Raw genomic sequence first — 24,866 nt, 5'->3', positions numbered from 1 at the left:
AATAATTCGATATGGCGATTATTCTTGGTATTGACCCTGGCTCTAGAGTCACGGGATATGGCGTTATTCGCCAGCAGGGACGGCAACTTATCTATCTCGGTAGCGGTTGTATTCGGACAAAAGTAGATGATTTACCCGGTCGTTTGCAGAAGATCTACGCCGGAATTACTGAAATCATCACCCAATTCCAGCCCAATGTTTTTGCAATAGAGCAAGTGTTCATGGCGAAAAATGCGGACTCAGCCTTGAAATTAGGGCAGGCGCGTGGTGTGGCCATTGTCGCGGCCTCTAACCAATCCATACCGGTATTTGAATATGCCGCCCGGCAGGTTAAACAGACGGTGGTCGGTACAGGTGCGGCTGAAAAAAGCCAGATTCAGCACATGGTACGTTCGATGTTGAAATTGTCTGCTAATCCGCAGGCTGACGCCGCTGATGCGTTGGCTATTGCTATTACACATTGTCATCTCAGCCAAAACTTGCTTCGGGTAGGTGATGCGCGGTTAAATTTAACGCGAGGTCGCCTGAAATAGTTGATGCTGGATATACGTCCAGTTTTTTTTGTGCTATAAGCTAGCGGAACGATTTATTTTATTTTCAGGGGGTAAACAGTGATAGGGCGTTTGAGAGGAACCGTGTTGGAAAAACAGCCACCGTTGGTTTTATTGGAAACTCATGGTGTCGGTTATGAAGTTCATATGCCAATGACCTGTTTTTATGAACTGCCTGAAATTGGTCAGGAAGCTATCTTATTTACACAATTTATTGTACGTGAAGATGCTCAGCTATTATACGGTTTTAATGATAAACAAGAGCGGGCGCTTTTCCGTGAACTGATTAAGGTCAATGGTGTTGGGCCTAAATTAGCGCTGGCAATCCTTTCGGGTATGTCTGCCCAGCAATTCGTTACCGCTATAGAACAAGAAGCTATTGCTTCATTGGTTAAATTGCCGGGTGTTGGCAAAAAAACGGCTGAAAGGTTGGTCGTAGAGATGAAAGATCGCTTTAAGGGGCTTAATGGCGATCTATTTAACCAAAGTAGTGATGTTAATTTGCCGGCTGTCAGCAAACAAGCGAATTCTGCTGCTGATATTGAGGCAGAAGCCGCAGCGGCACTGGTTTCGCTGGGATATAAACCACAGGAAGCAAGCCGAATGGTAAGCAAAGTTGCTAAGCCAGGTGCTGATTGTGAAACCCTTATTCGAGAAGCGCTTCGTGCGGCTCTGTAATCACAGGAGTTAAGTGATGATTGAAGCTGACCGTCTAGTTTCAGCAGGCGTTCTGCAAGATGATGAAGCCATTGATCGTGCTATCCGGCCGAAATTTCTGTCTGAATATGTTGGGCAACCTCATGTTTGTGAGCAGATGGAAATTTTTATCCAGGCGGCACGTCAGCGTGGTGATGCACTGGATCACTTATTGATTTTTGGTCCCCCTGGATTAGGTAAGACCACGCTGGCAAATATTGTTGCAAATGAAATGGGCGTTAATCTTCGTACCACATCGGGGCCAGTATTGGAAAAGGCAGGGGATCTTGCCGCTATGCTCACTAATCTGGAACCGCATGATGTACTGTTTATTGATGAAATCCACCGTTTATCGCCGATTGTGGAAGAGATACTTTATCCGGCAATGGAAGATTATCAACTGGATATCATGATTGGCGAAGGGCCAGCCGCCCGCTCCATCAAGATTGATCTCCCCCCATTTACTTTGATTGGTGCGACCACTCGTGCAGGTTCTTTAACTTCACCATTACGTGATCGATTTGGTATCGTACAGCGCCTTGAATTTTACAATGTTGATGATTTGCAAAGCATCGTTTCCCGTAGTGCACGTTATATGGGATTAGACATCTCGGATGATGGTGCAAGACAAATCGCGATGCGTTCCCGTGGTACTCCCCGTATTACTAATCGATTATTACGTCGTGTGCGTGATTTTGCCCAGGTGAAAGGTAATGGCACAGTTGATATCAATATTGCATCTCAAGCTCTGGATATGCTGAATGTAGATTCGGCCGGATTTGATTATCTTGATCGTAAATTGCTGATTGCCATTATTGATAAATTTATGGGCGGCCCCGTTGGCTTGGATAACTTGGCAGCGGCGATTGGTGAAGAACGAGAAACTATCGAAGATGTGCTGGAACCTTTCCTGATCCAGCAAGGATTTATTCAACGAACCCCACGCGGGCGTATTGCAACCCATCATGCTTACCGGCATTTTGGATTGAGTAAGGAAGACGAATAATAACCATCCTGACATACCAGCTCGGGTTAATTACCAGGAGCTGGGTGTATCTATTATCTTGTAAAGAAATTCAATATATTTTCCTTTTAGGCAAATACTTATGGCAGAGCACGCCTTATTATGCTTGACCTATGGATAAGTATGAAGGGTTATAACTTATTTAAATTATAACCCTTGTGTTGTATTGGAGTTGTCGCTAACAAGCAGCAGATTGACAGGTGAAGGGGAGAAAATCAGTTTCTTGCCTTGAACGTTAAACTCAATGCAAATAACACTGCCGAACAAAGCACAACGGAAGGCCCTGCCGGTGTGTTATAAAACGCCGATAATGTTAATCCTCCCGTAACAGAAAGCATACCGACAATAATTGCAAAAACGGCCATTTGTTCAGGTGTGCGGGAGAAACGACGGGAGGTAGCGGCAGGGATAATCAGCAGGGAGGTGATAATTAACGCCCCGACGAATTTCATTGCCAGCCCAATAGTTAATGCTGTCACTAACATCAGCAGGATACGCAGACGTTGAATTTTAATGCCATCAACAAAAGCCAGATCCTGGCTAACGGTCATTGATAGCAGGGTGCGCCATTGCCATGTCAGTAATCCAGTAACAATCGCGACACCGGCCGCAATCAACCAGAGATCTTCATAAGTCACAGACAATAAATCGCCGAATAAATAAGCCATTAGATCGACTCTTACACTGGTCATAAAACTAACGACGACTAAGCCCAACGACAAGGCACTGTGAGCCAGAATGCCTAATAATGTATCAACTGCCAATTGCGGGCGTTTTTCCAACCAAACTAAAATAGTGGCCAAGATAAGTGTAACCGCAATAACCGCATAAAATGGATTCACATTCAGTGAGAAACCGAATGCAACACCGAGCAGTGATGCGTGTGCCAGTGTATCGCCAAAATAGGACATTCTGCGCCAAACGACAAAAGAACCAAGAGGTCCTGCGGCAATTGCCAAAAAAATACCGGCAAGCCAGCCAGGAAGTAATAATTCAATCATCGACGTGATTCCCCAACATTTTTCAAAATAATTTTCCCTCTAAGATCATGTTGATGATTGTGGTGATGGCGGTAAACTGCCAGTTGCTCTGCGCCATGATGCCCAAACATTGCAATAAACTCTGGATGCATTGACACCACTTCCGGTGTGCCAGAACAACAAATGTGCTGATTGAGGCATAAAACTTCGTCTGTTTTCGCCATTACTAAGTGCAGGTCATGGGATACCATAAGTACAGCGCAATTAAGCTCTGTTCTGATTTGGTTGATTAAGTCATAAAGCGCCAGTTGACCATTGACATCTACGCCTTGTGTTGGTTCATCAAGAACCAAAAGCTGGGGGTGGTTCAGTAAAGCCCTGGCGAGTAGTACTCGCTGAGTTTCTCCACCAGACAGTTTTTGCATTGGTTGCTCCAATAAGTGAGCAGCCTTGACCCGATTTAATACCGGCATGATATCTGCTGGTTTCACATTGGGCCTTAGCAGCATAAAACGCTTAACAGTCAGGGGCAGAGTGGGATCAAGGTTAAGTTTTTGCGGAACATAACCAATTCTCAACGCGGAGTTCTGTTCAATAGTGCCCGAAGTAGGTTGGACTAAACCAAGAACGACGCGAACCAGAGTTGATTTTCCCGCACCGTTTGGGCCGATCAGCGTCAGAATTTTCCCTTGCTTGAGATTGAACGAAATATTGTTTAATACCTTGCGGTTACTAAATTCAACCGTAATATTTTTTAAGGTAATCATAGTTGGTGAGTCAAAAGTGTCTTGCAGAATCATTGAAATGTTATATTATAACATAATTAAATTTTCTGCATGGAATATTCATATTATGTTACACAACTCACAGAAATACGCGCATAAATTTTTTCATAAAATCGCATTAGCTACTGTGTTAGTGGCAGGAGTGAATGGCTCTGCGCAGGCAGATGTTGTCACATCCATTCGGCCATTGGGTTTTATTGCTGCTGCCATTGCTGATGGTGTAACAAAGACTCAAGTGCTTTTACCCGATGGTGCTTCTCCACATGATTATGCGTTACGGCCTCTGGATGTACAGAAAATTAATCAAGCCGATTTGGTTGTTTGGATTGGCCCAGATATGGAAACCTTTCTGGCGAAACCGATAGCTAAAATTGAACGGAATAAGCAACTGTCACTGACTGAATTATCTACTATTAAGCCACTATTATTGAAGAATAGTGAAGATGGTAATGATCCTGATGCTGAATCATATCAGCATAAACATGAGGAAGATCACGAACATCATCATCACGGTGAATATAATATGCATATTTGGCTTTCTCCAGAGATTGCGGAAAAAGTCGCTCAGGCAATATATGATCAGCTTATTGAACAATATCCTCAACAAAAACAGCAATTAGAAGTAAACCTACGTAAATTCAATGGACAGCTTGCACAAACTGATAAGAATATTACTTATGTTTTAAAGCCTGCACAAAAGCAGGGTTATTTTGTTTTTCATGACGCCTATGGTTATTTTGAAAAACACTACCAATTGGCTCCGCTAGGTGTTTTTACGGTCAATCCTGAAATACAACCTGGTGCGCAGAGGTTACACAAAATACGAACACAATTGGTTGAGCAGAAAGCAAGGTGTATTTTTGCTGAACCTCAATTTAAGCCAGCCGTTATTCATGCCGTAGCAAAAGGTACGGATGTACGTATTGGAATACTTGACCCTTTAGGGAGTGGTATCGTATTGGATAAAGATAGCTACATGAAATTTATAACTCAGCTATCAAAACAATACGCGAGCTGCCTGAATTAGTACAGTAAGGAATTTTATTAGTGCAGCAGATAGCTAAAACTATCGTTCTGGTATACAACAACCTGCCCAAACCACACAAGATCATGCTTGGATCTTTAACGCTGGTTACTTTGGCTATCGCGATATGGCGGCCTGTTGTTTACCATGAACGAGAAGAACGGACAGGTAGTATTATTAGTACCCCCAATAGCATTCCAGAAGCAACGGATGATGTCGCTGGGGATGCTAATGAACAACTCCCCAATGAGGGCATTGGGGATGATGATGGCAGTTCTGTTGATACAGCAGTAAATGTTCCGCACCAATATGTTGTCTCCAGTGGTGATACCCTGAGCTCGATTTTAACTCAGTTCGGAATTGATTCCTCTGATGTTGCTTTGTTAGCAAATCAATATAAGTCGTTGCGTAATTTAGGTATTGGTCAGTCATTATCGTGGATTACTGACGATAATGGGAATTTAAAAACACTGACTTGGGATATATCACGTCGTGAAACTCGCGTTTATACTCGCGAAGGGGATATTTTTAACGAAACGCAAGAGTTCCAGAAGGGAGAATGGAAAAATAGTGTCATTACAGGTACAGTTGATGGCAGTTTTAATAGTAGTGCCCTGATTGCTGGATTAACAAGCAGCGAAGCCAGAGAAGTGACAAAAGCGTTGCAATGGCAGATAGATTTCCGCAAATTGCGTAAAGGCGATCGTTTTTCTGTGCTGATGTCCCGTGAACTGCTTGATGGGAAAAGTGAACAGAGTCAATTGTTAGGTGTTCGCTTACAGAGTGGTGGCAACGATTATTATGCCTTCCGGGCCAATGATGGTCGTTTTTACGACAGCAATGCTTCCGGTCTTGAGCGTGGTTTCCTGCGTTTCCCCACAACTAAACAGTTTAGAGTATCTTCTTCTTTCAATCCACATCGCTTAAATCCGGTAACCGGCAGAATTACAGCACACAAAGGGGTTGATTTTGCTATGCCAGTAGGAACGCCCGTTTTGGCAGTAGGTGATGGTGAAGTTGTTGTCGCCAAATTTGATGGTGCAGCCGGTAATTTCATTGCCATTCGGCACGGTCGTCAATATACAACTCGATACATGCACTTGAGGAAAATACTGGTAAAACCGGGTCAGAAAGTGAAACGGGGTGAACGTATTGCGCTATCAGGGAATACGGGGCGTTCAACAGGCCCACACTTGCACTTTGAATTCTGGGATAACCAGAGGCCGGTTAACCCGCTCACTGCAAAATTACCGCGTTCTGGTGGGCTAGGTGGTAAAGAGCGTGCAGAATATGTAGCAATGGTTCAAGAGACTAAGCCTCAATTGTTGCTAGATTAAGTGCATCAACCTCCTATTATTGACAGAGATAAAAGCGGATGATTACTATCATCCGCTTTTATCTTATTTTTTGTTGTAAACTTTCGCCTTGAGAGCAAATATTGGGATCATCAGAGTTAGCTCATGAATAAAGAAAAAGATACAGATAGTAAATTGGGATATGTCCCTCGGTTTCATCGAGCTTATTTACATCCCCGTTATTGGGGGCTTTGGGCCGGCGTGGGTATATTGGCAGGATTGTCTTATGTCCCTGTAAAATGGCGTGATCCATTCCTAGCCAAGATAGGTATTTGGGCGGGAAGAACAGCGAAAAGTGCTCGTCGCAGGGCGAAAATCAATTTAATTTACTGCTTCCCTGAGTTAACGGAACAACAGCACGAAGAGCTGATTGATCGCATGTTTGCTACCGCTCCTCAATCGTTTGTTATGCTGGCGGAGCTTTGTCTCAGGGGAGCAAAATCGACACTTGAACGAACCCAATGGCATGGCGAAGACATTATTCAGGCTTTAAAGGCACAAGGCAAGAATGTCATTTTTATGGTTCCACATGGCTGGTCTGTTGATATTCCCGCAATGTTGTTGGCGGCACGTGGACAAAAAATGTCAGCCATGTTTCACCACCAAAGCAATCCCGTGTCTGATTACTTATGGAACAAGGCGCGCTGTCACTTTAGTGGTCGTTTGCATTCCCGTGATGCGGGAATTAAACCTTTTATCTCTACAGTGCGTGAAGGCTTTTGGGGATATTATTTGCCTGATCAGGATCATGGCGAAGAGCATAGCGAATTCGTCGATTTTTTTGCCACTTATAAGGCTACTTTGCCTGCACTTGGGCGTTTAATGAAAGTTTGCCGCGCGGCCATTGTTCCGTTATTTCCAGTTTATAATTGCCAAACCCATCAGTTGCACATTTATATCCGCCCACCAATGGAGGATATTGTAGGACAGGATGATACTTATATTGCTCGTCGGATGAATGAGGAATTGGAAGAATTGGTGAAGCCGAATCCTGAACAATACACTTGGATCTTAAAATTACTTAAGACGCGGAAAGCAGGGGATATTGAGCCTTATAAAAGAGAGGACCTATAATTGAAAAGACAACATATAACCATTGAATTCACTCTATGAATTAACTTATATCCCCCCTAATAAATAATTGCCTTCTAATTAGGGGGTAGTACTAAATTATCCGGTCATGTATTCAAAGCGTTGATCACCCTCAAACATAATATTCACGTTCAATGAAAGTGCCAATGATTTTGTTATGCATTTCAGGGGATTTTGAATAACCGAGTGTTTTACGGTTCAGGCGCTTTATTCGGTTACGCAAGGTTAAGTTTTCGCGTTCGATACGTTGAGTAAAATATTTTCCAACCAGATGGTTGGCTGAAGGCAGTAAATTATAGGCACGGTAAGAATAATCGAGCTGGAAAGTACGATGACAGGATAAACAACGATAACGTTGGTGACCACCTTTGCCAATACCGTGTTTTTTTAATGTCCTTTGTTTGGCGACAAAATCGACATACTACTTCCACTGTAGCCATGTATGTTATCTCGCAAAAAGGGCATTATAGATGAAGAACAACATATTGAATACATGACCGTAGTTCTTATAGTAAGAAGAGGGCCGTGATAGTACAGCCCTATATTTTATTATTTATATTGAGATTATTCTACTTCAAGTACGCGACAGGTATTGGTACTGCCAATAGTTCCCATTTGATCACCTTGGGTCACGAGTACCAAATCCCCAGAGATGAGATAGCCTTTATCGCGCAGGCGATTCACTGCTTCATTTGCCGCAGCGATCCCGTCAGTATGTGAGCTACAATAAACTGGCGTCACACCACGATAAAGGGCGGTACGGTTTAAGGTTGATTCATGGCGAGACATAGAGAAGATAGGCAGGCCAGAACTGATGCGGGACATCATGCGAGCCGTGCGGCCAGATTCAGTCATGGCGATAATTGCCTTGACGCCTTTCAGATGGTTGGCTGCATACATGGTAGACATTGAAATCGCTTCTTCAATGCTATCAAATGTAATATCCAGGCGATGTTTGGAAACATTGACACTTGGCATTTTTTCCGCACCAAGACAGACTTGTGCCATAGCGGCAACAGTTTCCGCAGGATACTGCCCCGCAGCTGTTTCAGCAGAGAGCATAACAGCATCAGTACCATCCAGTACCGCATTGGCGACATCCATGACTTCAGCACGTGTCGGCATTGGGTTGGTGATCATGGATTCCATCATTTGTGTGGCTGTAATCACGACACGATTCAGTTGGCGAGCGCGGCGGATCAGTTTCTTCTGTACACCAACCAGTTCAGGGTCACCAATTTCAACACCGAGATCACCACGAGCGACCATGACAACATCCGATGCCAGAATAATTTCATCAATAATTTCATCACTGCTAACAGCTTCCGCTCGCTCAACTTTTGCAACGATTTGGGTTTCACAGCCTGCATCTCGTGCGAGACGGCGAGCATAATTCAAATCTTCACCTGAACGAGGGAAAGAAACCGCAAGATAATCAACACCTATTTTGGCTGCTGTGATGATATCTTCCTTATCTTTTGCTGTCAGTGCTTCGGCTGATAACCCGCCGCCCAATTTATTGATGCCCTTATTGTTGGAAAGCGGGCCTCCCACAGTCACTTCTGTGAAGACTTTCATCCCCTGAACTTCCAGGACTTTCAATTGAACGCGTCCATCATCCAATAGCAGGATATCACCAGCCGTTACATCAGATGGCAATCCTTTATAGTCAATACCGACTTTTTCTTTATCTCCCTCTCCCTTACTTAGATTGGCATCCAGCAGGAATTTATCCCCAACATTCAGGAAAATTTTTCCTTCCTTAAAGGTGGATATGCGTATTTTGGGTCCTTGAAGATCACCGAGGATAGCAACATGACAACCTAAACGAGCAGCAATTTCGCGCACTTTATTAGCACGTTGGATATGATCTTCCGCAGTGCCATGAGAGAAATTAAGGCGGACGACGTTGGCTCCCGCTTGGATAACTTTTTCTAGATTGTCGTCACGATCTGTAGCTGGGCCAAGTGTAGTGACAATTTTTGTTCTTCTGAGCCGTCTGGACATGTATTACTCCGTTGACCTATGAAGCATACCTTTTGTTTTTCAAGTTGCCGCATCGTTGGGGGGGAACTTGAAATCCATTGGGTATATGAGTTTTCGATTACCGTAGGATAACCATTTAATTTATTGATTATTAACCCCGCACTGCGAATATGCAGTGGGGAAAAGTCTACATATGCTATCAGTCTGGAGAGTTGATAAATAGTGAACAAAAACACAGTCTATTTTCTGGTTTATTCGGGCTTATCAAACCGTGAATTACGCAACGCTTCTTTGACCCTCTTCAAATTATCCCTGAATTTTGAGCCGCGGCGCAGTGTGAAACCAGTTGCCAGCACATCAATGATGGTTAATTGAGCAATTCTTGAGACCATCGGCATATAGATATCTGTATCTTCGGGTACATCCAACAGAATGGGGAGGGTTGCTTCGTGCGCTAATGGGGAGCCTGTCGAGGTAATGGCGATCACTGTTGCATCGTTCTCGCGGGCCAGTTTAGCAATTTCTACAAGGCTTTTTGTTCTTCCGGTATGAGAAATTAATACGACAACATCTCCTTCGGTACTACTAATGCAGCTCATTCGTTGCATCACGATATCGTCAAAATAGGTCACTGGAATATTGAAGCGAAAAAATTTGTTCATGGCATCATGGGCCACAGCGGCTGATGCCCCCAAACCAAAAAAAGAGAGTTTTCTGGCTTGTGTCAGAAGGTCGACTGCTCGGTTAATTGCTGCAATATCGAGATTACTTTTAACCGTTTCCAGATTTGCCATTACTGATTCGAAAATTTTGTTTGTATAAGAGGTGACGCTGTCACTTTCTTCCACATTGCGGTTCACATAAGGTGTACCATTGGCGAGGCTCTGTGCCAGATGCAATTTAAAGTCAGGAAACCCTTTGGTGTTGAGACGACGACAAAAACGATTAACCGTCGGCTCACTCACATTTGCCATTTTAGCCAGAGTGGCAATGCTTGAATGGATGGCAGTTTGTGGTGAAGCAAGGATGACCTGAGCAACTTTTTTCTCTGACTTACTCAAAACATCAAGACTATTTTGGAGCCGTTCCAGTGTGTTCATAAAACGAAGTTTAACCTCGGTTTTAACGATTTCATTAACAGGAGAAATCTATTTCATTTTCATGAAAATATACTACTTGTTATTGAAAGCTGGCAGTGGCAATAACCGGATAATATGGGATTTTTCATGAAAATATGACAAGTGTCTAACTTTCAACTTGGTAAGATTACTTCTTAATCGTTGTAAATTTTCAGTTTATAATTACTAATCGGTATGAATTCTGACCACGTTGCTAGTGAATACAAAATTACCATGGATGTGAAAGCAGTGTACAGAAAACGGATGTTCGGTTATTTAATAGACTGCGTCCAATGGATTTCATTTTGTCGCTAATCCAGCAGTAACGTCAAATACGAAGAGCTATATGAATAACCCATGAATAATCAGTGTTTACTGCATATAACCAAAAGAGTACATTACCCACAGATTCTGTAAAAAAATTACAATATCCCGTAATTGAGGAGATGCAACATGGCGGTGACGTCTACAGCTCAGGCTTGTAATTTGGTAATTTTTGGGGCGAAAGGAGACTTAGCACGCCGGAAATTAATGCCTTCCCTTTACCAGTTGGAAAAAGCGGGTTATATCCATCCTGATACCCGAATTATCGGCGTCGGTCGAGCTGACTGGGATAAAAAAGCCTATACCAAAGTCGTTGAAGAAGCATTGGTGACATTTATGTCCGAGAAACCAGACTCAGAATTGTGGAAGAAGCTCCGTTCGCGTCTGGAATTTTGTAATTTGGACGTAAATGAGACAGGACATTTTACCGAATTGGCAAAAATAATTAATAAAGATGACTTACCCGCTATTCACTATTTTGCTATGCCTCCAAGTACATTTGGAGCAGTATGTCATGGATTGGGCGCTGCGGGGCTGAATACGGAACCCAACCGTGTGGTGATGGAAAAACCACTGGGAACAGATCTTGCCTCTTCCAGAGCGATTAATGATGAAGTTGCAAAATATTTCAATGAGAGCCAAATTTACCGTATTGACCATTATTTGGGGAAAGAAACGGTATTGAACTTGTTAGCGTTGCGTTTTGCCAACTCGCTTTTCGTCAATAATTGGGATCATCGCACGATTGATCATGTGCAAATTACTGTTGCTGAGGAAGTTGGTATCGAAGGGCGTTGGGGCTATTTTGATCAGGCAGGGCAGATGCGCGATATGATCCAAAATCATCTTCTGCAAATTCTGACTATGATAGCCATGTCACCACCGGCTGACCTGACAGCAGATCGCATTCGCGATGAGAAAGTGAAAGTGCTGCGTTCATTGCGTCGGATTGATCAGACCAATGTCAGGGAAAAAACCGTTCGCGGGCAATATACTGCAGGTTTTGTACATGGTAAGAAAGTTCCCGGTTATCTGGAAGAAGAGGGGGCGAATAAAGCCAGTAAAACGGAAACTTTTGTATCGATTCGTGTCGATATTGATGACTGGCGCTGGTCTGGAGTGCCTTTCTACCTGAGGACCGGAAAGCGGTTGCCAGCTAAATGTTCTGAAGTTGTCGTCTATTTCAAAGAGCCTTCTCTGAACCTATTTGCTGAATCCTACCAGCAATTACCTCAAAATAAATTGACAATCCGCTTGCAGCCAGATGAAGGTATTGATATTGAAGTGCTGAATAAAGCCCCAGGGTTGGAACATAAACACCGTTTGCAAACTACCAAACTGGATCTGAGTTTTTCTGAAACATTTAACCAGACGCATCTTGCTGATGCTTATGAAAGGTTATTGTTGGAAGCAATGCGCGGCATTCAGGCATTGTTTGTCCGTCGTGATGAAGTGGAAGAAGCTTGGAAATGGGTGGATTCCATTATGGATGCATGGGCGGCGGATAATGAACCACCGAAACCTTATCAGGCAGGCACGTGGGGGCCAGTGGCTTCTATCGCTATGATTACGCGTGATGGTCGTTCATGGAATGAATTTGAATAATCTGCGTGTTTTTAACTCGCATTAATTTACTTATTGATAAAATAATAGCCGGATCTAATGTCCGGCTGATGTTTGTATAAATATTTATGCTTTAGCATTTGCGGAATTTTTAAGGAAGAAAGTTAATAACTCTTATTTTGCTTAAGCGAGATACTAAATTTGATATCTGGATAAGGAAACTTTAGGATAAATAACCTGTTAATCCACTTTTTTACTGAAAGTGGAGTTTGATTTACCAAATACAAATCATTGCTTTTTATTTTGGGTTATGATAGAAATATGCCATTCATTTACTTATATGAGGGTTCGTAGTATATCACGCGATGTTTGTATAATAGCTGTATGGTTATCGTGTGATGAAAGAATAAAACATCATGAATAGCGCCAAAAGCGTCAACATTCAACATAGTAACAAAATTCAACGTTGTACCCATGTTTTTTTCCTCTCAACTATCTTATCCAGTGAGCACTACTGGTGCGGCGCCCTTTAGGGCCTTCTCCTGCTAACCGGTTCTTCATCGGCAATTGTTGTTTGCCAAAATATTTCGCTAAAAAGTCAGTTTGATTCTGATATTGCGTTATTGCATTTGTAGCCGACTTTGTTGGCCTTTATAGCTTGATATCTTGGCATGCTTATTAGTATGTTCAGGAGAGAAAAAATGATTTATTGGGTGTTTCTTGTATTGGCGATTGTGACAGAAGTGATTGGTACTCTGTCAATGAAACAAGCCAGTGTTTCGGGTGATTTTACAGGCATGGTCGTGATGTACACCATGATCACAACTTCTTATATTTTGCTGGCCGTTGCTGTGAAAAAAGTGGCATTGGGCGTGGCTTATGCACTGTGGGAAGGTATTGGGATCCTGTTTATTACCACTTTTAGTGTGATGTGGTTCAACGAGTCACTGTCATTGATGAAAATTAGTGGATTGGTATTGTTGATAGCCGGAATTGCCTTGATCAAGATGGGGGAGAAAAAGAGCCAAGGCCAAGCTTCAAACAATGCAACAAAAAGCAATGCATCCCAAAATAATCCATTAAGAGCATTAAACAATATTTCGAACAAGCAAATCAGGGAGGCATGATATGCTAACTCAATTTGAATGGTGGCATGGTGCGTTCCTGATTCTGGCTGTTGTTTTGGAAATTGTGGCAAATATTTTATTGAAATTATCCAATGGATTTCAGCGCTTCTGGATGGGTATTTTGTCTCTGGTTGCTGTTTTGGGCGCATTTAGTGCGTTGGCCCAGGCAGTGAAAGGGATAGAACTTTCCGTCGCTTATGCCTTATGGGGTGCATTTGGCATTATTGCTACAGTGGCGGCTGGCTGGATAATGTTTAATCAACGACTGAATTTTAAGGGATGGAGTGGTATTTTGTTGCTATTAATTGGCATGATTATTATTAAGATGGCTTAATTTTTACTCTCCATTCCTTAAACTTCATTTTGTAAACATGGCATTGAACGAGCAATAACTCATTCAATGCCATGTTTTTTTGATAAGTGCAGATTATAAAGCGGCGATAATTCTAATTTCTACTTTATACTTAGGGTCCATCAATGCTGCTTGAACAGTACAGCGGACTGGAGCACTTCCGGCAACAACCCATGTGTCCCAAACGGCGTTCATGCCTGCAAAATCAGCCTTATCCGCCAGAAAAATCGTAGCGTCTAAGATCTTGCTTTTATCTGAACCAAGACGGTGTAACAGGGTATCAATGGCTGCCAGAGTATCGGCGGTTTGCTCTGTAATATCACCATCCAGTTGTTCTGGCACGCTGGTATAATAGATAGTGTCATTGTGAACGACCGCTTCTGACCAACGGGTATCTGGATCAATGCGTTTAATAGTCATTAAATCTCCTGTTAATTTATCCAGTTTTTTGCTGAATTGAGTAGTTATTACAACTTAGTATTGGCATAATTCTGCCACATTTTTTATTGAAAGAGACTGTTTGTGTCAGACGATTTTGCGAAAAATGGCATACTAGCCAAAGCTATACCAGGTTTCAAGCCACGCGATGCTCAGCGGGAAATGTCTTCAGCTATTACAGTTGCGATTAAAAAACAGCAACAATTGGTCGTAGAAGCAGGAACGGGAACCGGTAAAACATTTGCTTATCTGGTACCTGCTTTGCGCTCCGGTAAAAAAGTGATTATTTCTACGGGTTCTAAGGCATTGCAGGATCAGCTCTACAATCGAGATCTACCTACTATCGTTGATGCGTTAGGTTTTACAGGCAATCTGGCGCTATTAAAAGGGCGCTCAAATTATGTATGCCTTGAACGCCTTGAGCAACAAACAATCGGCAATTCCCAGTTGGAAGCTGAAATCTTGGCGGAAGTCATCAAATTGAAGCATTGGTCAGGCCATACAAAAGATGGTGATATCAGCACCTGTCATCAAGTGGCGGAAGATAGTACCGTTTGGCCATTGGTCACGAGTACTAATGACAATTGTCTTGGCAGTGATTGCCCATGCTATCAGGAATGTTTCGTTCTGAAAGCCCGTCGAAAAGCGATGGAAGCCGATGTGGTGATTGTTAACCATCATCTGTTTATGGCAGATATGGTGGTTAAGGATACCGGATTTGGTGAGTTAATCCCGCAGGCTGATGTGGTGATTTTCGATGAGGCTCACCAGATCCCTGATATTGCCAGCCAATATTTTGGTCAGCAGTTAAGTAGCCGCCAATTGATGGATTTATCGCGTGATATCATCATGGCTTACCGTACTGAAGTGCGGGATCAGGCACAATTGCAAAAAAGCGCAGATCGTCTCAGCCAAAGTGCACAAGATTTCCGTTTGTCATTAGGTGAAAACAGCTATCGGGGTAATCTTCGTGAGGCCTTGCAACAGCAGCAAGTTCAGCGCGCATTAGTGCGGTTGGATGATGCCCTTGAGCTTTGTTATGACGTGATGAAGCTCTCTTTAGGGCGTTCAGCCATGTTGGATGCGGCTTTTGAACGGGCAACAGTTTACCGCAATCGCCTTAAGCGTCTGATTGATGTCAGTATACCTAATTACAGCTATTGGTTCGAAAGTTATGGGCGGCATTTTTTGCTGGCATTAACACCGTTATCTGTTGCCGACAAATTCAGTGAGATGATCCGTGAACAATCAGGTAGTTGGATTTTTACATCGGCAACATTGTCGGTCAATGAACAGCTAAATCATTTCACTGAACGTTTAGGGCTAAAACAAGCCCAGACATTACTCTTGTCTAGTCCATTTGATTATCAACGTCAAATGTTATTGTGTGTTCCGCGTCATTTACCATCACCTAACCAAAATGGTGGTGCAAAATGGCTGGCTCGTATGTTGAAACCATTAATTGAAAGCAATAAAGGACGCTGTTTTTTTCTCTGTACTTCTCACCAAATGATGCGCAGTTTGGCGGAAGAGTTCCGTGCTAGTATGACATTGCCAGTATTAGTACAGGGTGAAACGAGCAAAACACAACTTCTGACACAATTTATCTCTGCGGGTAATGCATTGCTGGTGGCGACCGGCAGCTTTTGGGAAGGGGTGGATGTCCGCGGTGATGCATTGTCCTGTGTTATTATTGATAAATTGCCGTTCACTGCGCCGGATGATCCTTTGCTTAAGGCCCGTATTGAGGATTGCCAACTTAAGGGCGGGGATGCTTTTCACGAGGTTCAGCTTCCCGATGCTGTGATTGATTTGAAGCAGGGCGTTGGACGCCTGATCCGTGATATTGATGATTATGGCGTTGTGGTCATTTGTGATAATCGTCTGGTGATGCGTCCATATGGTGAGGTTTTTTTAAATAGCCTGCCTCCCGCTTCCCGTACCCGTGATTTATCAAAAGCAATTGCTTTTTTGAACTCAGGCCCACTGCGGTCTGGGTAATAAAATGTCGGGGCGATGATGTTGGGGCTATGGTAGTATAGCCCCTTGTTTTGAATCCTATATCTTGCCGGAGTTAAGGCATGTCCACGCGAATTTTAGCTATTGATACTGCAACTGAAGCCTGTTCTGTTGCGCTTTGGAATGAAGGTGCTATTGAGGCACAGTTTGAAATTTCCCCACGGGAGCACACTCAACGTATTTTACCGATGGTTCAAGCGGTTTTATCAAAAGGTGGAGTGAACCTGCAACAATTGGATGCGTTAGCGTTTGGCCGTGGACCGGGTAGTTTTACCGGTGTACGGATTGGTGTTGGTATCGCCCAAGGGCTGGCACTGGGTGCTGAATTACCGATGATTGGTGTTTCCTCGCTGAAAACAATAGCGCAAGGGGCTTTTCGCTTAAAAGGAGCAACAAACGTTTTGGTTGCTATTGATGCGCGGATGGGGGAAGTTTACTGGGGACAATACATTCGTAATTCACAAGGTGAATGGCAGGGCGATGAAACGGAAGCGGTTTTGAAACCTGAACAAGTGCAAGAGATTATGAATTCCTTGTCAGGCGAATGGGGAATTGCTGGAACGGGATGGGAAGCCTATCCTCAATTATTAGACAGCCACTTAATGCTGACAGCAAGCGATGTTACTTTACCCCATGCGGAAGATATGCTGCCGTTGGCCATTCAGATGTGGGAAGCGGGGGAAGCGACAGCGGTTGAACATGCTGAACCCGTTTACTTACGTAATGAAGTGACATGGAAAAAATTGCCGGGCCGTTAAGGCGCTTATAAAATTCATGCAACTTGTGGCAGAAAGCGGTGTCCATGAGTATAAAGGGCCAGAGTATGGCTAACCAGATGGATGGTTAGTCTAATAAGATTTTTCTGCGTTGGAGGCGTTATGCTCAATGGAATATACTCTCGAAGCATACTGCAAGCGGTGGCATTATTGGGAACCCTGGTACTTGTGGGCTGTGTGTCAGTTCCTGATGTTATTAAAGGAACGACTAAAACACCAGTGGAAAATCTGCTTTCTGTCAAGAATATGCCTGAGTTATACATTGGGCATGAAGGGAGATTTGGTGGCAAAGTACTTAGTGTCTTGAATGAAAAAAGCCAGACTCGATTAGAAATATCTGCCATGCCACTAGCAGGCAATGCTTCCCCACGTTTGGATGTACCTTCTTTGGGACGAGTTTATGCCTACGTGAATACTTTTTTAGAACCCAGTGATTTTAAAGATCATTATGTGACTGTTGTAGGTTTGATTACTGGTCTTGAAAAAGGAAAAGTAGGTAATAGCCCGTATAATTACGTTGTGATGAATGCAACAGGAGTGAAACGTTGGTATGAATCTCAGAGAATGATTTTTCCTCCTGCTGTAGGAACTGATCCATGGAGCTATTATGGCAACCCTTATGATCCGTTTTGGCGCGGTTATTCACCACTCCAGCCTGTATCAGTTGAAACAATTTTAACTGAATAAACCTCTTGCCAACCAAAGGGTATTTGGTGGCAGGCATTTGTCCCCCAACAAAAACAAACCTGCCACTGGGATACTAGGGGTTATCCCGTCTGTAAAAGAGACAACTTTCCGTTATTTTGTGACATGAACACCTAAGAATTATCCTTTAACTGACATATCTTATTTATAACTATTTGGAATAATAGTAAGACTCCAGGCCAAAAATTAGTAAATCGGTGTATAATTAACTAATTATAAATCCAAGTGCTAATAATTTAACTAATTAGTTGATAAGTAATGAAAAATAATCAGGCGGCAAAAGCTGCCTTATTTTTTTGCAGTAATTGATAGTATTAAATTAGTGATGTGTATCGCCAACCTGAACATTGTTGCTTTGCAAACTGGTACGCTGAGTTAATAATTTGTTAAATATACAAGTCAGGTTTGTTTTATGGTCAGTGGTTACATCGCAATTAGATTTCAGGAGTATTCAACTTGGAAAAAGTTTGGCTAAAACATTATCCGGCAGATGTTCCGGCAGAAATCGATCCCGATCGTTATTCGTCGTTGATTGAAATGTTTGAAAATGCTGTAGCGCGTTATGCCGATCAAGTCGCATTTATCAATATGGGCGAGGTAATGACTTTCCGTAAATTGGAAGAGCGTAGCCGTGCCTTTGCTGCCTACTTACAGAATGGTCTGGGGCTGAAACGAGGGGATCGGGTGGCATTAATGATGCCCAATTTACTGCAATACCCCGTGGCACTATTTGGTATTCTGCGTGCAGGTATGATTGTTGTAAATGTGAACCCGCTCTATACCCCGCGTGAATTGGAACATCAGCTTAATGATAGTGGCACATCTGCCATTGTTATCGTTTCTAACTTTGCACATACCCTAGAAAAGATTGTCTTTAATACGCAAGTCAAGAACGTTATTTTGACGCGCATGGGTGACCAGCTTTCTCGTCCCAAAGGAACCCTTGTTGATTTTGTCGTTAAATATGTCAAACGGCTCGTGCCTAAATATCACTTACCGGATGCCATTTCGTTCCGTAGTGCGATTCATAAAGGCTACCGTATGCAGTATGTCAAACCGGATGTAAAAAGCGACGATTTGGCTTTTCTGCAATATACGGGGGGAACCACAGGTGTGGCAAAAGGTGCAATGCTGACTCATCGTAATATTCTGGCAAATCTCGAACAAGCCAGGGCTTGTTATTCTCCGTTATTGAAGCCAGGGCAAGAGTTAGTGGTAACTGCATTGCCGTTGTATCATATCTTTGCTTTAACGATAAATTGCCTGTTCTTTATTGAATTGGGTGGGCAGAATTTGTTGATTACCAACCCTCGCGATGTAAACGGTACGGTCAAGGAGCTATCGCGTTATCGCTTTACTGCATTATCGGGTGTTAACACGCTATTCAATGCCTGGCTGAATAATCCGGAATTCCAGAAGCTGAATTTCTCCTCATTACGTTTATCTGTTGGTGGCGGCATGGCTGTGCAACGAGTGGTAGCTGAAAAGTGGCAAAACCTGACAGGTCGTAATCTACTGGAAGGTTATGGATTGACGGAATGTTCTCCTTTGGTTTCAGCTAACCCGCATAACTTGACCTATTACAGTGGTAGCATTGGCTTCCCCATTGCTTCAACAGAAATGAAGCTAGTAGGGAATGATGGTAATGAAGTTTCACCGGGCGAAGTAGGTGAAATGTGGGTGCGTGGACCACAGGTAATGAAAGGTTACTGGAATCGACTTGATGCGACGGATGAGGTGTTGAAAGATGGCTGGTTGGCAACTGGGGATATTGCCAGCGTAGATGAAAAAGGTTTTTTCCGCATTGTGGATCGGAAAAAAGACATGATTCTGGTTTCCGGATTTAATGTCTATCCAAATGAAATAGAAGATATTGTTTCTTCCCATCCTAAAGTGTTAGAGTCGGCAGCATTGGGCGTTCCGAGTGAGAACTCAGGAGAAATTGTCAAAATATTTGTGGTACGCAAAGATCCCAGTTTGACTGAGGATGAACTTAAAACGCATTGCCGTCGTTACCTGACTGGATATAAGGTGCCGAAGCTCATTGAATTTCGCGATGAACTGCCAAAATCGAATGTTGGTAAAATTCTCCGCAGAGAACTTCGCAATGAAGAGTTGGCAAAAGTGGATAATGCTGCTACAAATTGAGCCTATTTATTGCCAAAATTGCCATATCCCATTGCACATCAACAGCGCCGGTTTTACCGGCGTTGTTGAGCATGTCTTATGAATGGTTAAGAGAATGATGTTTTGAATTATCAGTTGATTACTACCGATGCCCAATTACAGTCAACCTGTGAGCAGGCAAAAAAACACGCAAGAATTGCACTGGATACTGAATTTGTACGTACACGGACGTATTATCCCCAATTAGGTTTGATACAACTGTTTGATGGTGAACAGCTTTCTCTGATTGATCCCCTCGGAATTTCGCAATGGCAGCCCTTTAGGGAGCTATTGACTGATCCGAACGTATTAAAATTTATTCATGCTGGCAGTGAAGATTTAGAGGTTTTTAGTAATAGTTTCCAGTGCTTGCCAGAGCCCATGATTGATACTCAGGTACTGGCTGCATTTATTGGTCATCCTATGTCATGTGGCTTTGCGACATTGGTTGCTGAGTATTTGCATATCGAATTGGATAAGAGTGAATCCCGCACTGATTGGTTGGCTCGACCGTTGAGCGAAAAGCAATGTCAATATGCTGCGGCAGATGTTTACTATTTATTACCGCTGGCCGATATCTTGATGGAAAAAACAGGGCAGGTGGGATATTTGGATGCGGCAAGAGATGAAAGTAACTTGATAGCACAACGCCGTAAAGAAGTATTGATGCCGGAATATGCTTATAAGGATATTGGTAACGCATGGCAATTGCGCCCAAGGCAATTGGCCTGTTTGAAAAAACTGGCTGCATGGCGTTTAAATCAGGCTCGTGAGCGTGATCTGGCAGTTAATTTTGTGATCCGCGAAGAAAATTTATGGCAGGTTGCCCGTTATATGCCAACTTCTTTGGCTGAATTGGACGCTTTGGGATTGAGTGGACAAGAAATTCGTTGTCATGGTCGCCGGTTGTTGGCGATGGTCGCGGAGAGCAGGGATATTCCAGCAGAAGAGTGCCCGGCTCAAATTGTGAATTTGGTTGATTATCCTGGTTATCGTAAGGCGTTTAAAGAAATTAAATCTTTGGTCACTCAGGTGGGGGAATCCCATCATTTCAGTGCCGAACTGCTGGCTTCTCGCCGTCAAATTAATCAATTACTTTGTTGGCATTGGAAATTGAAAGCGCCGGAATATCAACCTGAGTTAATCAGGGGCTGGCGAGGCAAGTTACTGGCTGAACCTATCGCTGAAATATTGGCAAATTATTCGCAGGAATAGCGTTAATTCAATCACCATCATGGTCTTATTTATTATGAGATGTAGTACTTAAGATGTAAATTTGATTCCCTGCCTGATATATAGGCAGGGAAAATTGTTTTTATTTCCTGATCTATTATTTAAATAACAAATTGTTTTACAAAAATCACCACCTTAAATTAAATAGCGTCGTTTGATACTGCTATTTTGGCGATTCCTCAACCTCAGGTAATGTTACATTTAGTTCTAGTACAGAGATATCATCATTTTTTTGCTCAAACTGCACAGAAAGCATATCTGGATCGATTTGTACATACTTACAAATTACAGCCAGAATATCCCGTTTCATGTCGGGCAAATAGGCAGGCTCGGAGTCACCACGGCGCCGCTCTGCCACGATGATTTGTAGCCGCTCCTTGGCGATATTGGCCGTCGGTTTTTTTCTCGACAGGAAGAAATCTAACAAAGCCATGCGTTACCCCCCAAACAGGCGTTTTAAAAAGCCCTTTTTTTCTTCTTCGATGAAACGGAAAGGCCGTTCTTCACCGAGTAAACGTAAGACAGTATCTTCGTATGCTTTACCCGCGTCAGAATCTTTGTCCAAAATGACGGGTTCTCCCTGGTTGGATGAACGGAGAACAGATTGATCTTCTGGGATAACGCCAAGCAAAGGAATACACAGAATTTCCAGTACATCTTCCATACTCAGCATATCGCCGCGGTTCACACGCCCTGGATTATAGCGCGTCAGCAGAAGGTGCTCTTTGATAGGTTCGTCACTTTGTTCTGCACGGCGGGATTTGGATGCCAGTATACCTAAAATACGATCAGAGTCACGAACAGAAGAAACTTCCGGGTTTGTTGTAATAATTGCTTCATCGGCAAAGTAGAGCGCCATCAATGCGCCGCTTTCAATACCAGCAGGTGAATCACAGATAATGAACTCAAATCCTTGTTGATCCAATTCATTCAGAATCTTTTCAACACCATCTCGGGTGAGTGCTTCCTTATCACGGGTTTGGGATGCGGGCAGAATATAGAGATTATCTGTGCGTTTATCTTTGATAATTGCCTGATTCAAGCTGGCGTCACCTTGAATTACGTTCACGAAGTCAAAAACCACACGGCGTTCACAGCCCATAATTAGGTCGAGGTTCCGTAAACCGATATCAAAATCAATAACGACGGTTTTTTTTCCTCTTTGAGCGAGGCCGGTAGCAATGGCCGCGCTTGAAGTGGTTTTGCCAACGCCACCTTTACCAGATGTAACAACAATAATGCGTGCCATGAAGCGATTCCTTGTTATAAGGGCTAGACTAAAGTTTCAATAGTTAATTCATTGTTTACCAGACGTAATTTTGCTGCCTTGCCAACAAAATTTTCTGGAATTTTCTCGCTGAGCCAATATTGACCTGCAATAGAGGTGAGCTCAGCGTTTAAATGGGTGCAGAAAATCTGGCTTTCTTGATCACCAGATGCGCCTGCCAATACTCGTCCCCGCAGCACACCATATATATGAATATTTCCATCAGCGATTAATTCTGCACCAGCGCTCACATTATTTGTCACAATAAGATCACTGTTTGGTGCATAAATTCTTTGTCCTGAACGAACAGGTGTATTAATTATACGAGTTTTTTTGAAAAGAGGTTCAGCCGGTTTATTTTCTTGAGTAAGAACTTTCTGACTTTTACCTTCTTTCAATAAAGGAAGTTCACATTTTAGAGCAGTTTCTCGTTGCTTTTCGTTTTGACAACCACTGATGCCAACGATGCGCAACCCAACTGACTCAATGGCTTGGTGGAGTGCGAGGAGATCTGCATCAACAGGGAGAGCAGATATATTGATGACAACGGGCGCATTTTTTAGGAATTCGGGTGCCTGCTCCATTTTTTCCTGCATAGCTTTATGAATAACTTCCGGCTGGTCATCATATAAATGAACGACCGAAAGCGTAAAATTACTGCCTTTTAGCTCAATTGGCGACTGTGACATCGATATTCTGACTCAGTAAGGTTAAGTTTCCCAAGGTAGTTTAACAAACATTTTCCTAAAATAGCCTCTGGGAGACGATATTCTTAAATATAATAAGCATGTTATAGTTAGTGAATTATTCAAGCAAGTCACCGAGTTAATTTAAAAGAGTTTATAACAATGATTTGTGTAATCTACAGAAGCCCAAAACGTGACCAGACATATCTGTATATTGAAAGAAGAGGTGATTTTTCGCGCGTTCCTGAAGATCTGTTAAAAGCATTTGGTGAACCTCAATATTCAATGATGATCTCGTTATCTGAAAGAAAAAAACTGGCTAATGCTGATATTGAAAAAGTAAAAACCGCGTTGAGTGAACAAGGTTTTTACCTGCAAGTACCACCGCCAGTGGAAAGTTTGCTCAGTGGACATTTGGTATCAAACAAGCCACTTATACAATAAAAATCGCTGGCAACTGCCTGATCCTGAATTGAGGAGGAGCCGATTTATGAAATTAATCACTGGGCTAACTTTATTGACAGCAACTCTGTTAGCAGGGTGCAGTACATCAAGTAGTAAGCAATTGTACAATCCATCTGTGTTGACTCCTCGCTCCCAAGCTGAAGCCAGGGCACTGGAGCAAGATTTTCCATTGAGTTCCCGTGAACCCTCACAGTTTCCCGCCTATGTGGCTTTGCTGAAACAGCAAGCCAGAGAGCAGGGGATCAGTGAAAAAGCATTGGATCGGGCATTTGCAAATATCCATTTTATTCCGCGAGTTATTAAAGCTGATCGTAACCAGCCAGAAAAAAAAGTGACTCTGGATGATTACCTGAACCGCGTCTTGCCAGCCTGGAAAATTGAACAAGGCATTAAGGCATATGAAGATAATAAACCCCAGTTAGCAAGGATCAGCCGCAAATACGGTGTACCCAAAGCCTATATCGTTGCTTTGTGGGGATTAGAAAGCGGTTTTGGCAAATTTCAAGGAAATGAAGATGTCATTTCGGCGTTATCCACGCTGGCCTTTGAGGGGCGCCGAGAAGTGTTTTTTATAAAACAATTACTGGCAGCGTTAGAAATAATTGAATATCAATATATTGATGAAAATCAGACGTTAAAAGGCTCTTGGGCGGGAGCAATGGGACAAAATCAATTTATGCCAACCTCTTACTTAACGTATGGCGCTGATGGCGATGGTGATGGCCAAATTGATATTTGGCACAATAAAGCAGATATCTTTGCCTCGACTGCCAATTACTTACATAAGGAAGGATGGAAGCAGGGCTTACCTTGGGGATATGCTATTTCATTGCCTACAGGCTTTGATATCGCCTTAGAAGGCATTAAGCCCGAACAGGGAAAAACCATTGCCCAATGGCAGACATTGGGGATTTCATCTCCACATTTTGCTAACCTGTCTGCAGATACCAAAGGCTGGATAGTCATCCCTGATGATTCGGTTCAACGGGCATTTTGGGTGACACAAAATTTCCGCACTATCATGCATTGGAATCGTTCTTACTATTTTGCTCTCAGTGTTGGTATGATGGCGGACGGTATTATGCAACGTACTCATTTTCTTACTCGCTGAAAACCAGATCCTGAAAACAAGAT

24 protein-coding genes and 1 pseudogene are annotated in these 24,866 nt (G+C 42.9%); 16 read left to right on the top strand and 9 right to left on the bottom strand.

Annotated features, from left to right (window positions below; all coding sequences use genetic code 11):
• The first annotated feature begins 11 nt into the window (after positions 1 to 11).
• The 3 genes from ruvC (at position 12) to ruvB (ending at position 2,253) form a co-directional block, all read left to right on the top strand.
• Positions 12 to 533: a crossover junction endodeoxyribonuclease RuvC gene (gene ruvC / locus BDE27_RS07395; protein ID WP_099132253.1), complete on the top strand. Its 522-nt coding sequence runs from the start codon at positions 12 to 14 to the stop codon at positions 531 to 533.
• Positions 534 to 611: 78 nt separating this feature from the next.
• Entirely contained in the window at positions 612 to 1,229 is a 618-nt protein-coding gene (gene ruvA / locus BDE27_RS07390) for a Holliday junction branch migration protein RuvA (protein ID WP_099132252.1), read from the top strand.
• Between the two features lie 16 nt (positions 1,230 to 1,245).
• A complete protein-coding gene (gene ruvB / locus BDE27_RS07385; protein ID WP_099132251.1) occupies positions 1,246 to 2,253 on the top strand; it encodes a Holliday junction branch migration DNA helicase RuvB in 1,008 nt (335 codons plus the stop codon).
• A gap of 233 nt (positions 2,254 to 2,486) precedes the next feature.
• On the opposite strand, the gene znuB is transcribed toward ruvB, so the two are convergent.
• Positions 2,487 to 3,272 carry a zinc ABC transporter permease subunit ZnuB gene (gene znuB, locus BDE27_RS07380; RefSeq protein WP_099132250.1) on the bottom strand — a complete coding sequence of 262 codons (786 nt, stop codon included), beginning with the start codon at positions 3,270 to 3,272 and terminating at the stop codon, positions 2,487 to 2,489.
• Positions 3,269 to 4,051, bottom strand: a complete 783-nt coding sequence (gene znuC, locus BDE27_RS07375) for a zinc ABC transporter ATP-binding protein ZnuC (RefSeq protein ID WP_099132249.1) — start codon at positions 4,049 to 4,051, stop codon at positions 3,269 to 3,271. The genes znuB and znuC overlap by 4 nt, the downstream gene beginning before the upstream one ends.
• A gap of 52 nt (positions 4,052 to 4,103) precedes the next feature.
• Between znuC and znuA the strand changes: the two genes are divergently transcribed.
• The 3 genes from znuA to lpxM all read left to right on the top strand — a co-directional run bounded on the left by znuA (position 4,104) and on the right by lpxM (position 7,489).
• Positions 4,104 to 5,063 carry a zinc ABC transporter substrate-binding protein ZnuA gene (gene znuA / locus BDE27_RS07370; RefSeq protein WP_099132318.1) on the top strand — a complete coding sequence of 320 codons (960 nt, stop codon included), beginning with the start codon at positions 4,104 to 4,106 and terminating at the stop codon, positions 5,061 to 5,063.
• 20 nt (positions 5,064 to 5,083) lie between these two features.
• Complete coding sequence (mepM, locus tag BDE27_RS07365; protein ID WP_099132248.1) at positions 5,084 to 6,397, top strand: murein DD-endopeptidase MepM; 1,314 nt, start codon at positions 5,084 to 5,086, stop codon at positions 6,395 to 6,397.
• A 123-nt stretch (positions 6,398 to 6,520) separates the two neighbouring features.
• On the top strand, positions 6,521 to 7,489 hold the full coding sequence (lpxM, locus tag BDE27_RS07360) for a lauroyl-Kdo(2)-lipid IV(A) myristoyltransferase (RefSeq protein ID WP_099132247.1): 969 nt from the start codon (positions 6,521 to 6,523) through the stop codon (positions 7,487 to 7,489).
• Between the two features lie 130 nt (positions 7,490 to 7,619).
• Here lpxM and BDE27_RS20590 read toward each other — a convergent pair.
• The 3 genes and pseudogenes from BDE27_RS20590 to BDE27_RS07345 form a co-directional block, all read right to left on the bottom strand.
• Positions 7,620 to 7,817: pseudogene (locus BDE27_RS20590) on the bottom strand (IS1 family transposase); the annotation flags it as partial.
• 254 nt (positions 7,818 to 8,071) lie between these two features.
• Positions 8,072 to 9,514 carry a pyruvate kinase gene (gene pyk, locus BDE27_RS07350; RefSeq protein WP_099132246.1) on the bottom strand — a complete coding sequence of 481 codons (1,443 nt, stop codon included), beginning with the start codon at positions 9,512 to 9,514 and terminating at the stop codon, positions 8,072 to 8,074.
• Positions 9,515 to 9,744: 230 nt separating this feature from the next.
• Positions 9,745 to 10,593: a MurR/RpiR family transcriptional regulator gene (locus BDE27_RS07345; protein ID WP_047770038.1), complete on the bottom strand. Its 849-nt coding sequence runs from the start codon at positions 10,591 to 10,593 to the stop codon at positions 9,745 to 9,747.
• Between the two features lie 471 nt (positions 10,594 to 11,064).
• On the opposite strand from BDE27_RS07345, the gene zwf reads away from it, so the two are divergent.
• From zwf to mdtI, 3 genes are all read left to right on the top strand, one after another.
• Positions 11,065 to 12,540, top strand: coding sequence for a glucose-6-phosphate dehydrogenase (gene zwf, locus BDE27_RS07340; protein ID WP_099132245.1), 1,476 nt, complete (start codon positions 11,065 to 11,067; stop codon positions 12,538 to 12,540).
• A gap of 659 nt (positions 12,541 to 13,199) precedes the next feature.
• The gene (gene mdtJ / locus BDE27_RS07335) at positions 13,200 to 13,625 is read left to right on the top strand and encodes a multidrug/spermidine efflux SMR transporter subunit MdtJ (protein ID WP_099132244.1); all 426 of its coding nucleotides are present in this window, start codon (positions 13,200 to 13,202) and stop codon (positions 13,623 to 13,625) included.
• Between the two features lies 1 nt (position 13,626).
• Entirely contained in the window at positions 13,627 to 13,959 is a 333-nt protein-coding gene (gene mdtI, locus BDE27_RS07330) for a multidrug/spermidine efflux SMR transporter subunit MdtI (RefSeq protein WP_099132243.1), read from the top strand.
• A 93-nt stretch (positions 13,960 to 14,052) separates the two neighbouring features.
• On the opposite strand, the gene BDE27_RS07325 is transcribed toward mdtI, so the two are convergent.
• Positions 14,053 to 14,397, bottom strand: coding sequence for a RidA family protein (locus BDE27_RS07325; RefSeq protein WP_099132242.1), 345 nt, complete (start codon positions 14,395 to 14,397; stop codon positions 14,053 to 14,055).
• A gap of 102 nt (positions 14,398 to 14,499) precedes the next feature.
• Between BDE27_RS07325 and yoaA the strand changes: the two genes are divergently transcribed.
• From yoaA to rnd, 5 genes are all read left to right on the top strand, one after another.
• Positions 14,500 to 16,416 (top strand): DNA repair helicase YoaA, encoded by a 1,917-nt coding sequence (gene yoaA / locus BDE27_RS07320; RefSeq protein WP_099132241.1) that lies wholly within the window; start codon positions 14,500 to 14,502, stop codon positions 16,414 to 16,416.
• 80 nt (positions 16,417 to 16,496) lie between these two features.
• Positions 16,497 to 17,192, top strand: coding sequence for a tRNA (adenosine(37)-N6)-threonylcarbamoyltransferase complex dimerization subunit type 1 TsaB (tsaB, locus tag BDE27_RS07315; protein WP_099132240.1), 696 nt, complete (start codon positions 16,497 to 16,499; stop codon positions 17,190 to 17,192).
• A 120-nt stretch (positions 17,193 to 17,312) separates the two neighbouring features.
• On the top strand, positions 17,313 to 17,897 hold the full coding sequence (locus BDE27_RS07310; protein ID WP_099132239.1) for a Slp family lipoprotein: 585 nt from the start codon (positions 17,313 to 17,315) through the stop codon (positions 17,895 to 17,897).
• A 474-nt stretch (positions 17,898 to 18,371) separates the two neighbouring features.
• Complete coding sequence (gene fadD / locus BDE27_RS07305; protein WP_099132238.1) at positions 18,372 to 20,063, top strand: long-chain-fatty-acid--CoA ligase FadD; 1,692 nt, start codon at positions 18,372 to 18,374, stop codon at positions 20,061 to 20,063.
• A gap of 102 nt (positions 20,064 to 20,165) precedes the next feature.
• A complete protein-coding gene (rnd, locus tag BDE27_RS07300; protein ID WP_099132237.1) occupies positions 20,166 to 21,296 on the top strand; it encodes a ribonuclease D in 1,131 nt (376 codons plus the stop codon).
• 181 nt (positions 21,297 to 21,477) lie between these two features.
• On the opposite strand, the gene minE is transcribed toward rnd, so the two are convergent.
• The 3 genes from minE to minC are packed head-to-tail and all read right to left on the bottom strand — an operon-like array spanning position 21,478 to position 23,270.
• A complete protein-coding gene (minE, locus tag BDE27_RS07295; RefSeq protein ID WP_047770052.1) occupies positions 21,478 to 21,747 on the bottom strand; it encodes a cell division topological specificity factor MinE in 270 nt (89 codons plus the stop codon).
• Positions 21,748 to 21,750: 3 nt separating this feature from the next.
• On the bottom strand, positions 21,751 to 22,563 hold the full coding sequence (gene minD / locus BDE27_RS07290) for a septum site-determining protein MinD (RefSeq protein WP_099132236.1): 813 nt from the start codon (positions 22,561 to 22,563) through the stop codon (positions 21,751 to 21,753).
• Between the two features lie 23 nt (positions 22,564 to 22,586).
• A complete protein-coding gene (minC, locus tag BDE27_RS07285; protein ID WP_099132235.1) occupies positions 22,587 to 23,270 on the bottom strand; it encodes a septum site-determining protein MinC in 684 nt (227 codons plus the stop codon).
• A gap of 159 nt (positions 23,271 to 23,429) precedes the next feature.
• Between minC and BDE27_RS07280 the strand changes: the two genes are divergently transcribed.
• Together BDE27_RS07280 and BDE27_RS07275 are read left to right on the top strand one after the other, a co-directional pair.
• The gene (locus BDE27_RS07280; protein ID WP_099132234.1) at positions 23,430 to 23,711 is read left to right on the top strand and encodes a YcgL domain-containing protein; all 282 of its coding nucleotides are present in this window, start codon (positions 23,430 to 23,432) and stop codon (positions 23,709 to 23,711) included.
• A gap of 46 nt (positions 23,712 to 23,757) precedes the next feature.
• Entirely contained in the window at positions 23,758 to 24,843 is a 1,086-nt protein-coding gene (locus tag BDE27_RS07275) for a lytic murein transglycosylase (protein ID WP_099132233.1), read from the top strand.
• The last annotated feature ends 23 nt before the right edge of the window (positions 24,844 to 24,866 follow it).

The organism is Xenorhabdus ehlersii (genome assembly GCF_003610465.1).
Taxonomy (GTDB): Bacteria; Pseudomonadota; Gammaproteobacteria; order Enterobacterales; family Enterobacteriaceae; genus Xenorhabdus; species Xenorhabdus ehlersii.
This window is presented reverse-complemented; position numbering and strand designations above follow the sequence as displayed.

Excerpts from the sequence above, each read along its gene's own strand:
- ruvC (WP_099132253.1), top strand. The coding sequence starts at position 12 with ATGGCGATTATTCTTGGTATTGACCCTGGCTCTAGAGTCACGGGATAT.
- ruvB (WP_099132251.1), top strand. The coding sequence starts at position 1,246 with ATGATTGAAGCTGACCGTCTAGTTTCAGCAGGCGTTCTGCAAGATGAT.
- znuB (WP_099132250.1), bottom strand. The coding sequence starts at position 3,272 with ATGATTGAATTATTACTTCCTGGCTGGCTTGCCGGTATTTTTTTGGCA.
- znuC (WP_099132249.1), bottom strand. The coding sequence starts at position 4,051 with ATGATTCTGCAAGACACTTTTGACTCACCAACTATGATTACCTTAAAA.
- znuA (WP_099132318.1), top strand. The coding sequence starts at position 4,104 with ATGTTACACAACTCACAGAAATACGCGCATAAATTTTTTCATAAAATC.
- lpxM (WP_099132247.1), top strand. The coding sequence starts at position 6,521 with ATGAATAAAGAAAAAGATACAGATAGTAAATTGGGATATGTCCCTCGG.
- pyk (WP_099132246.1), bottom strand. The coding sequence starts at position 9,514 with ATGTCCAGACGGCTCAGAAGAACAAAAATTGTCACTACACTTGGCCCA.
- BDE27_RS07345 (WP_047770038.1), bottom strand. The coding sequence starts at position 10,593 with ATGAACACACTGGAACGGCTCCAAAATAGTCTTGATGTTTTGAGTAAG.
- zwf (WP_099132245.1), top strand. The coding sequence starts at position 11,065 with ATGGCGGTGACGTCTACAGCTCAGGCTTGTAATTTGGTAATTTTTGGG.
- mdtJ (WP_099132244.1), top strand. The coding sequence starts at position 13,200 with ATGATTTATTGGGTGTTTCTTGTATTGGCGATTGTGACAGAAGTGATT.
- mdtI (WP_099132243.1), top strand. The coding sequence starts at position 13,627 with ATGCTAACTCAATTTGAATGGTGGCATGGTGCGTTCCTGATTCTGGCT.
- BDE27_RS07325 (WP_099132242.1), bottom strand. The coding sequence starts at position 14,397 with ATGACTATTAAACGCATTGATCCAGATACCCGTTGGTCAGAAGCGGTC.
- tsaB (WP_099132240.1), top strand. The coding sequence starts at position 16,497 with ATGTCCACGCGAATTTTAGCTATTGATACTGCAACTGAAGCCTGTTCT.
- BDE27_RS07310 (WP_099132239.1), top strand. The coding sequence starts at position 17,313 with ATGCTCAATGGAATATACTCTCGAAGCATACTGCAAGCGGTGGCATTA.
- minE (WP_047770052.1), bottom strand. The coding sequence starts at position 21,747 with ATGGCTTTGTTAGATTTCTTCCTGTCGAGAAAAAAACCGACGGCCAAT.
- minD (WP_099132236.1), bottom strand. The coding sequence starts at position 22,563 with ATGGCACGCATTATTGTTGTTACATCTGGTAAAGGTGGCGTTGGCAAA.
- minC (WP_099132235.1), bottom strand. The coding sequence starts at position 23,270 with ATGTCACAGTCGCCAATTGAGCTAAAAGGCAGTAATTTTACGCTTTCG.
- BDE27_RS07280 (WP_099132234.1), top strand. The coding sequence starts at position 23,430 with ATGATTTGTGTAATCTACAGAAGCCCAAAACGTGACCAGACATATCTG.
- BDE27_RS07275 (WP_099132233.1), top strand. The coding sequence starts at position 23,758 with ATGAAATTAATCACTGGGCTAACTTTATTGACAGCAACTCTGTTAGCA.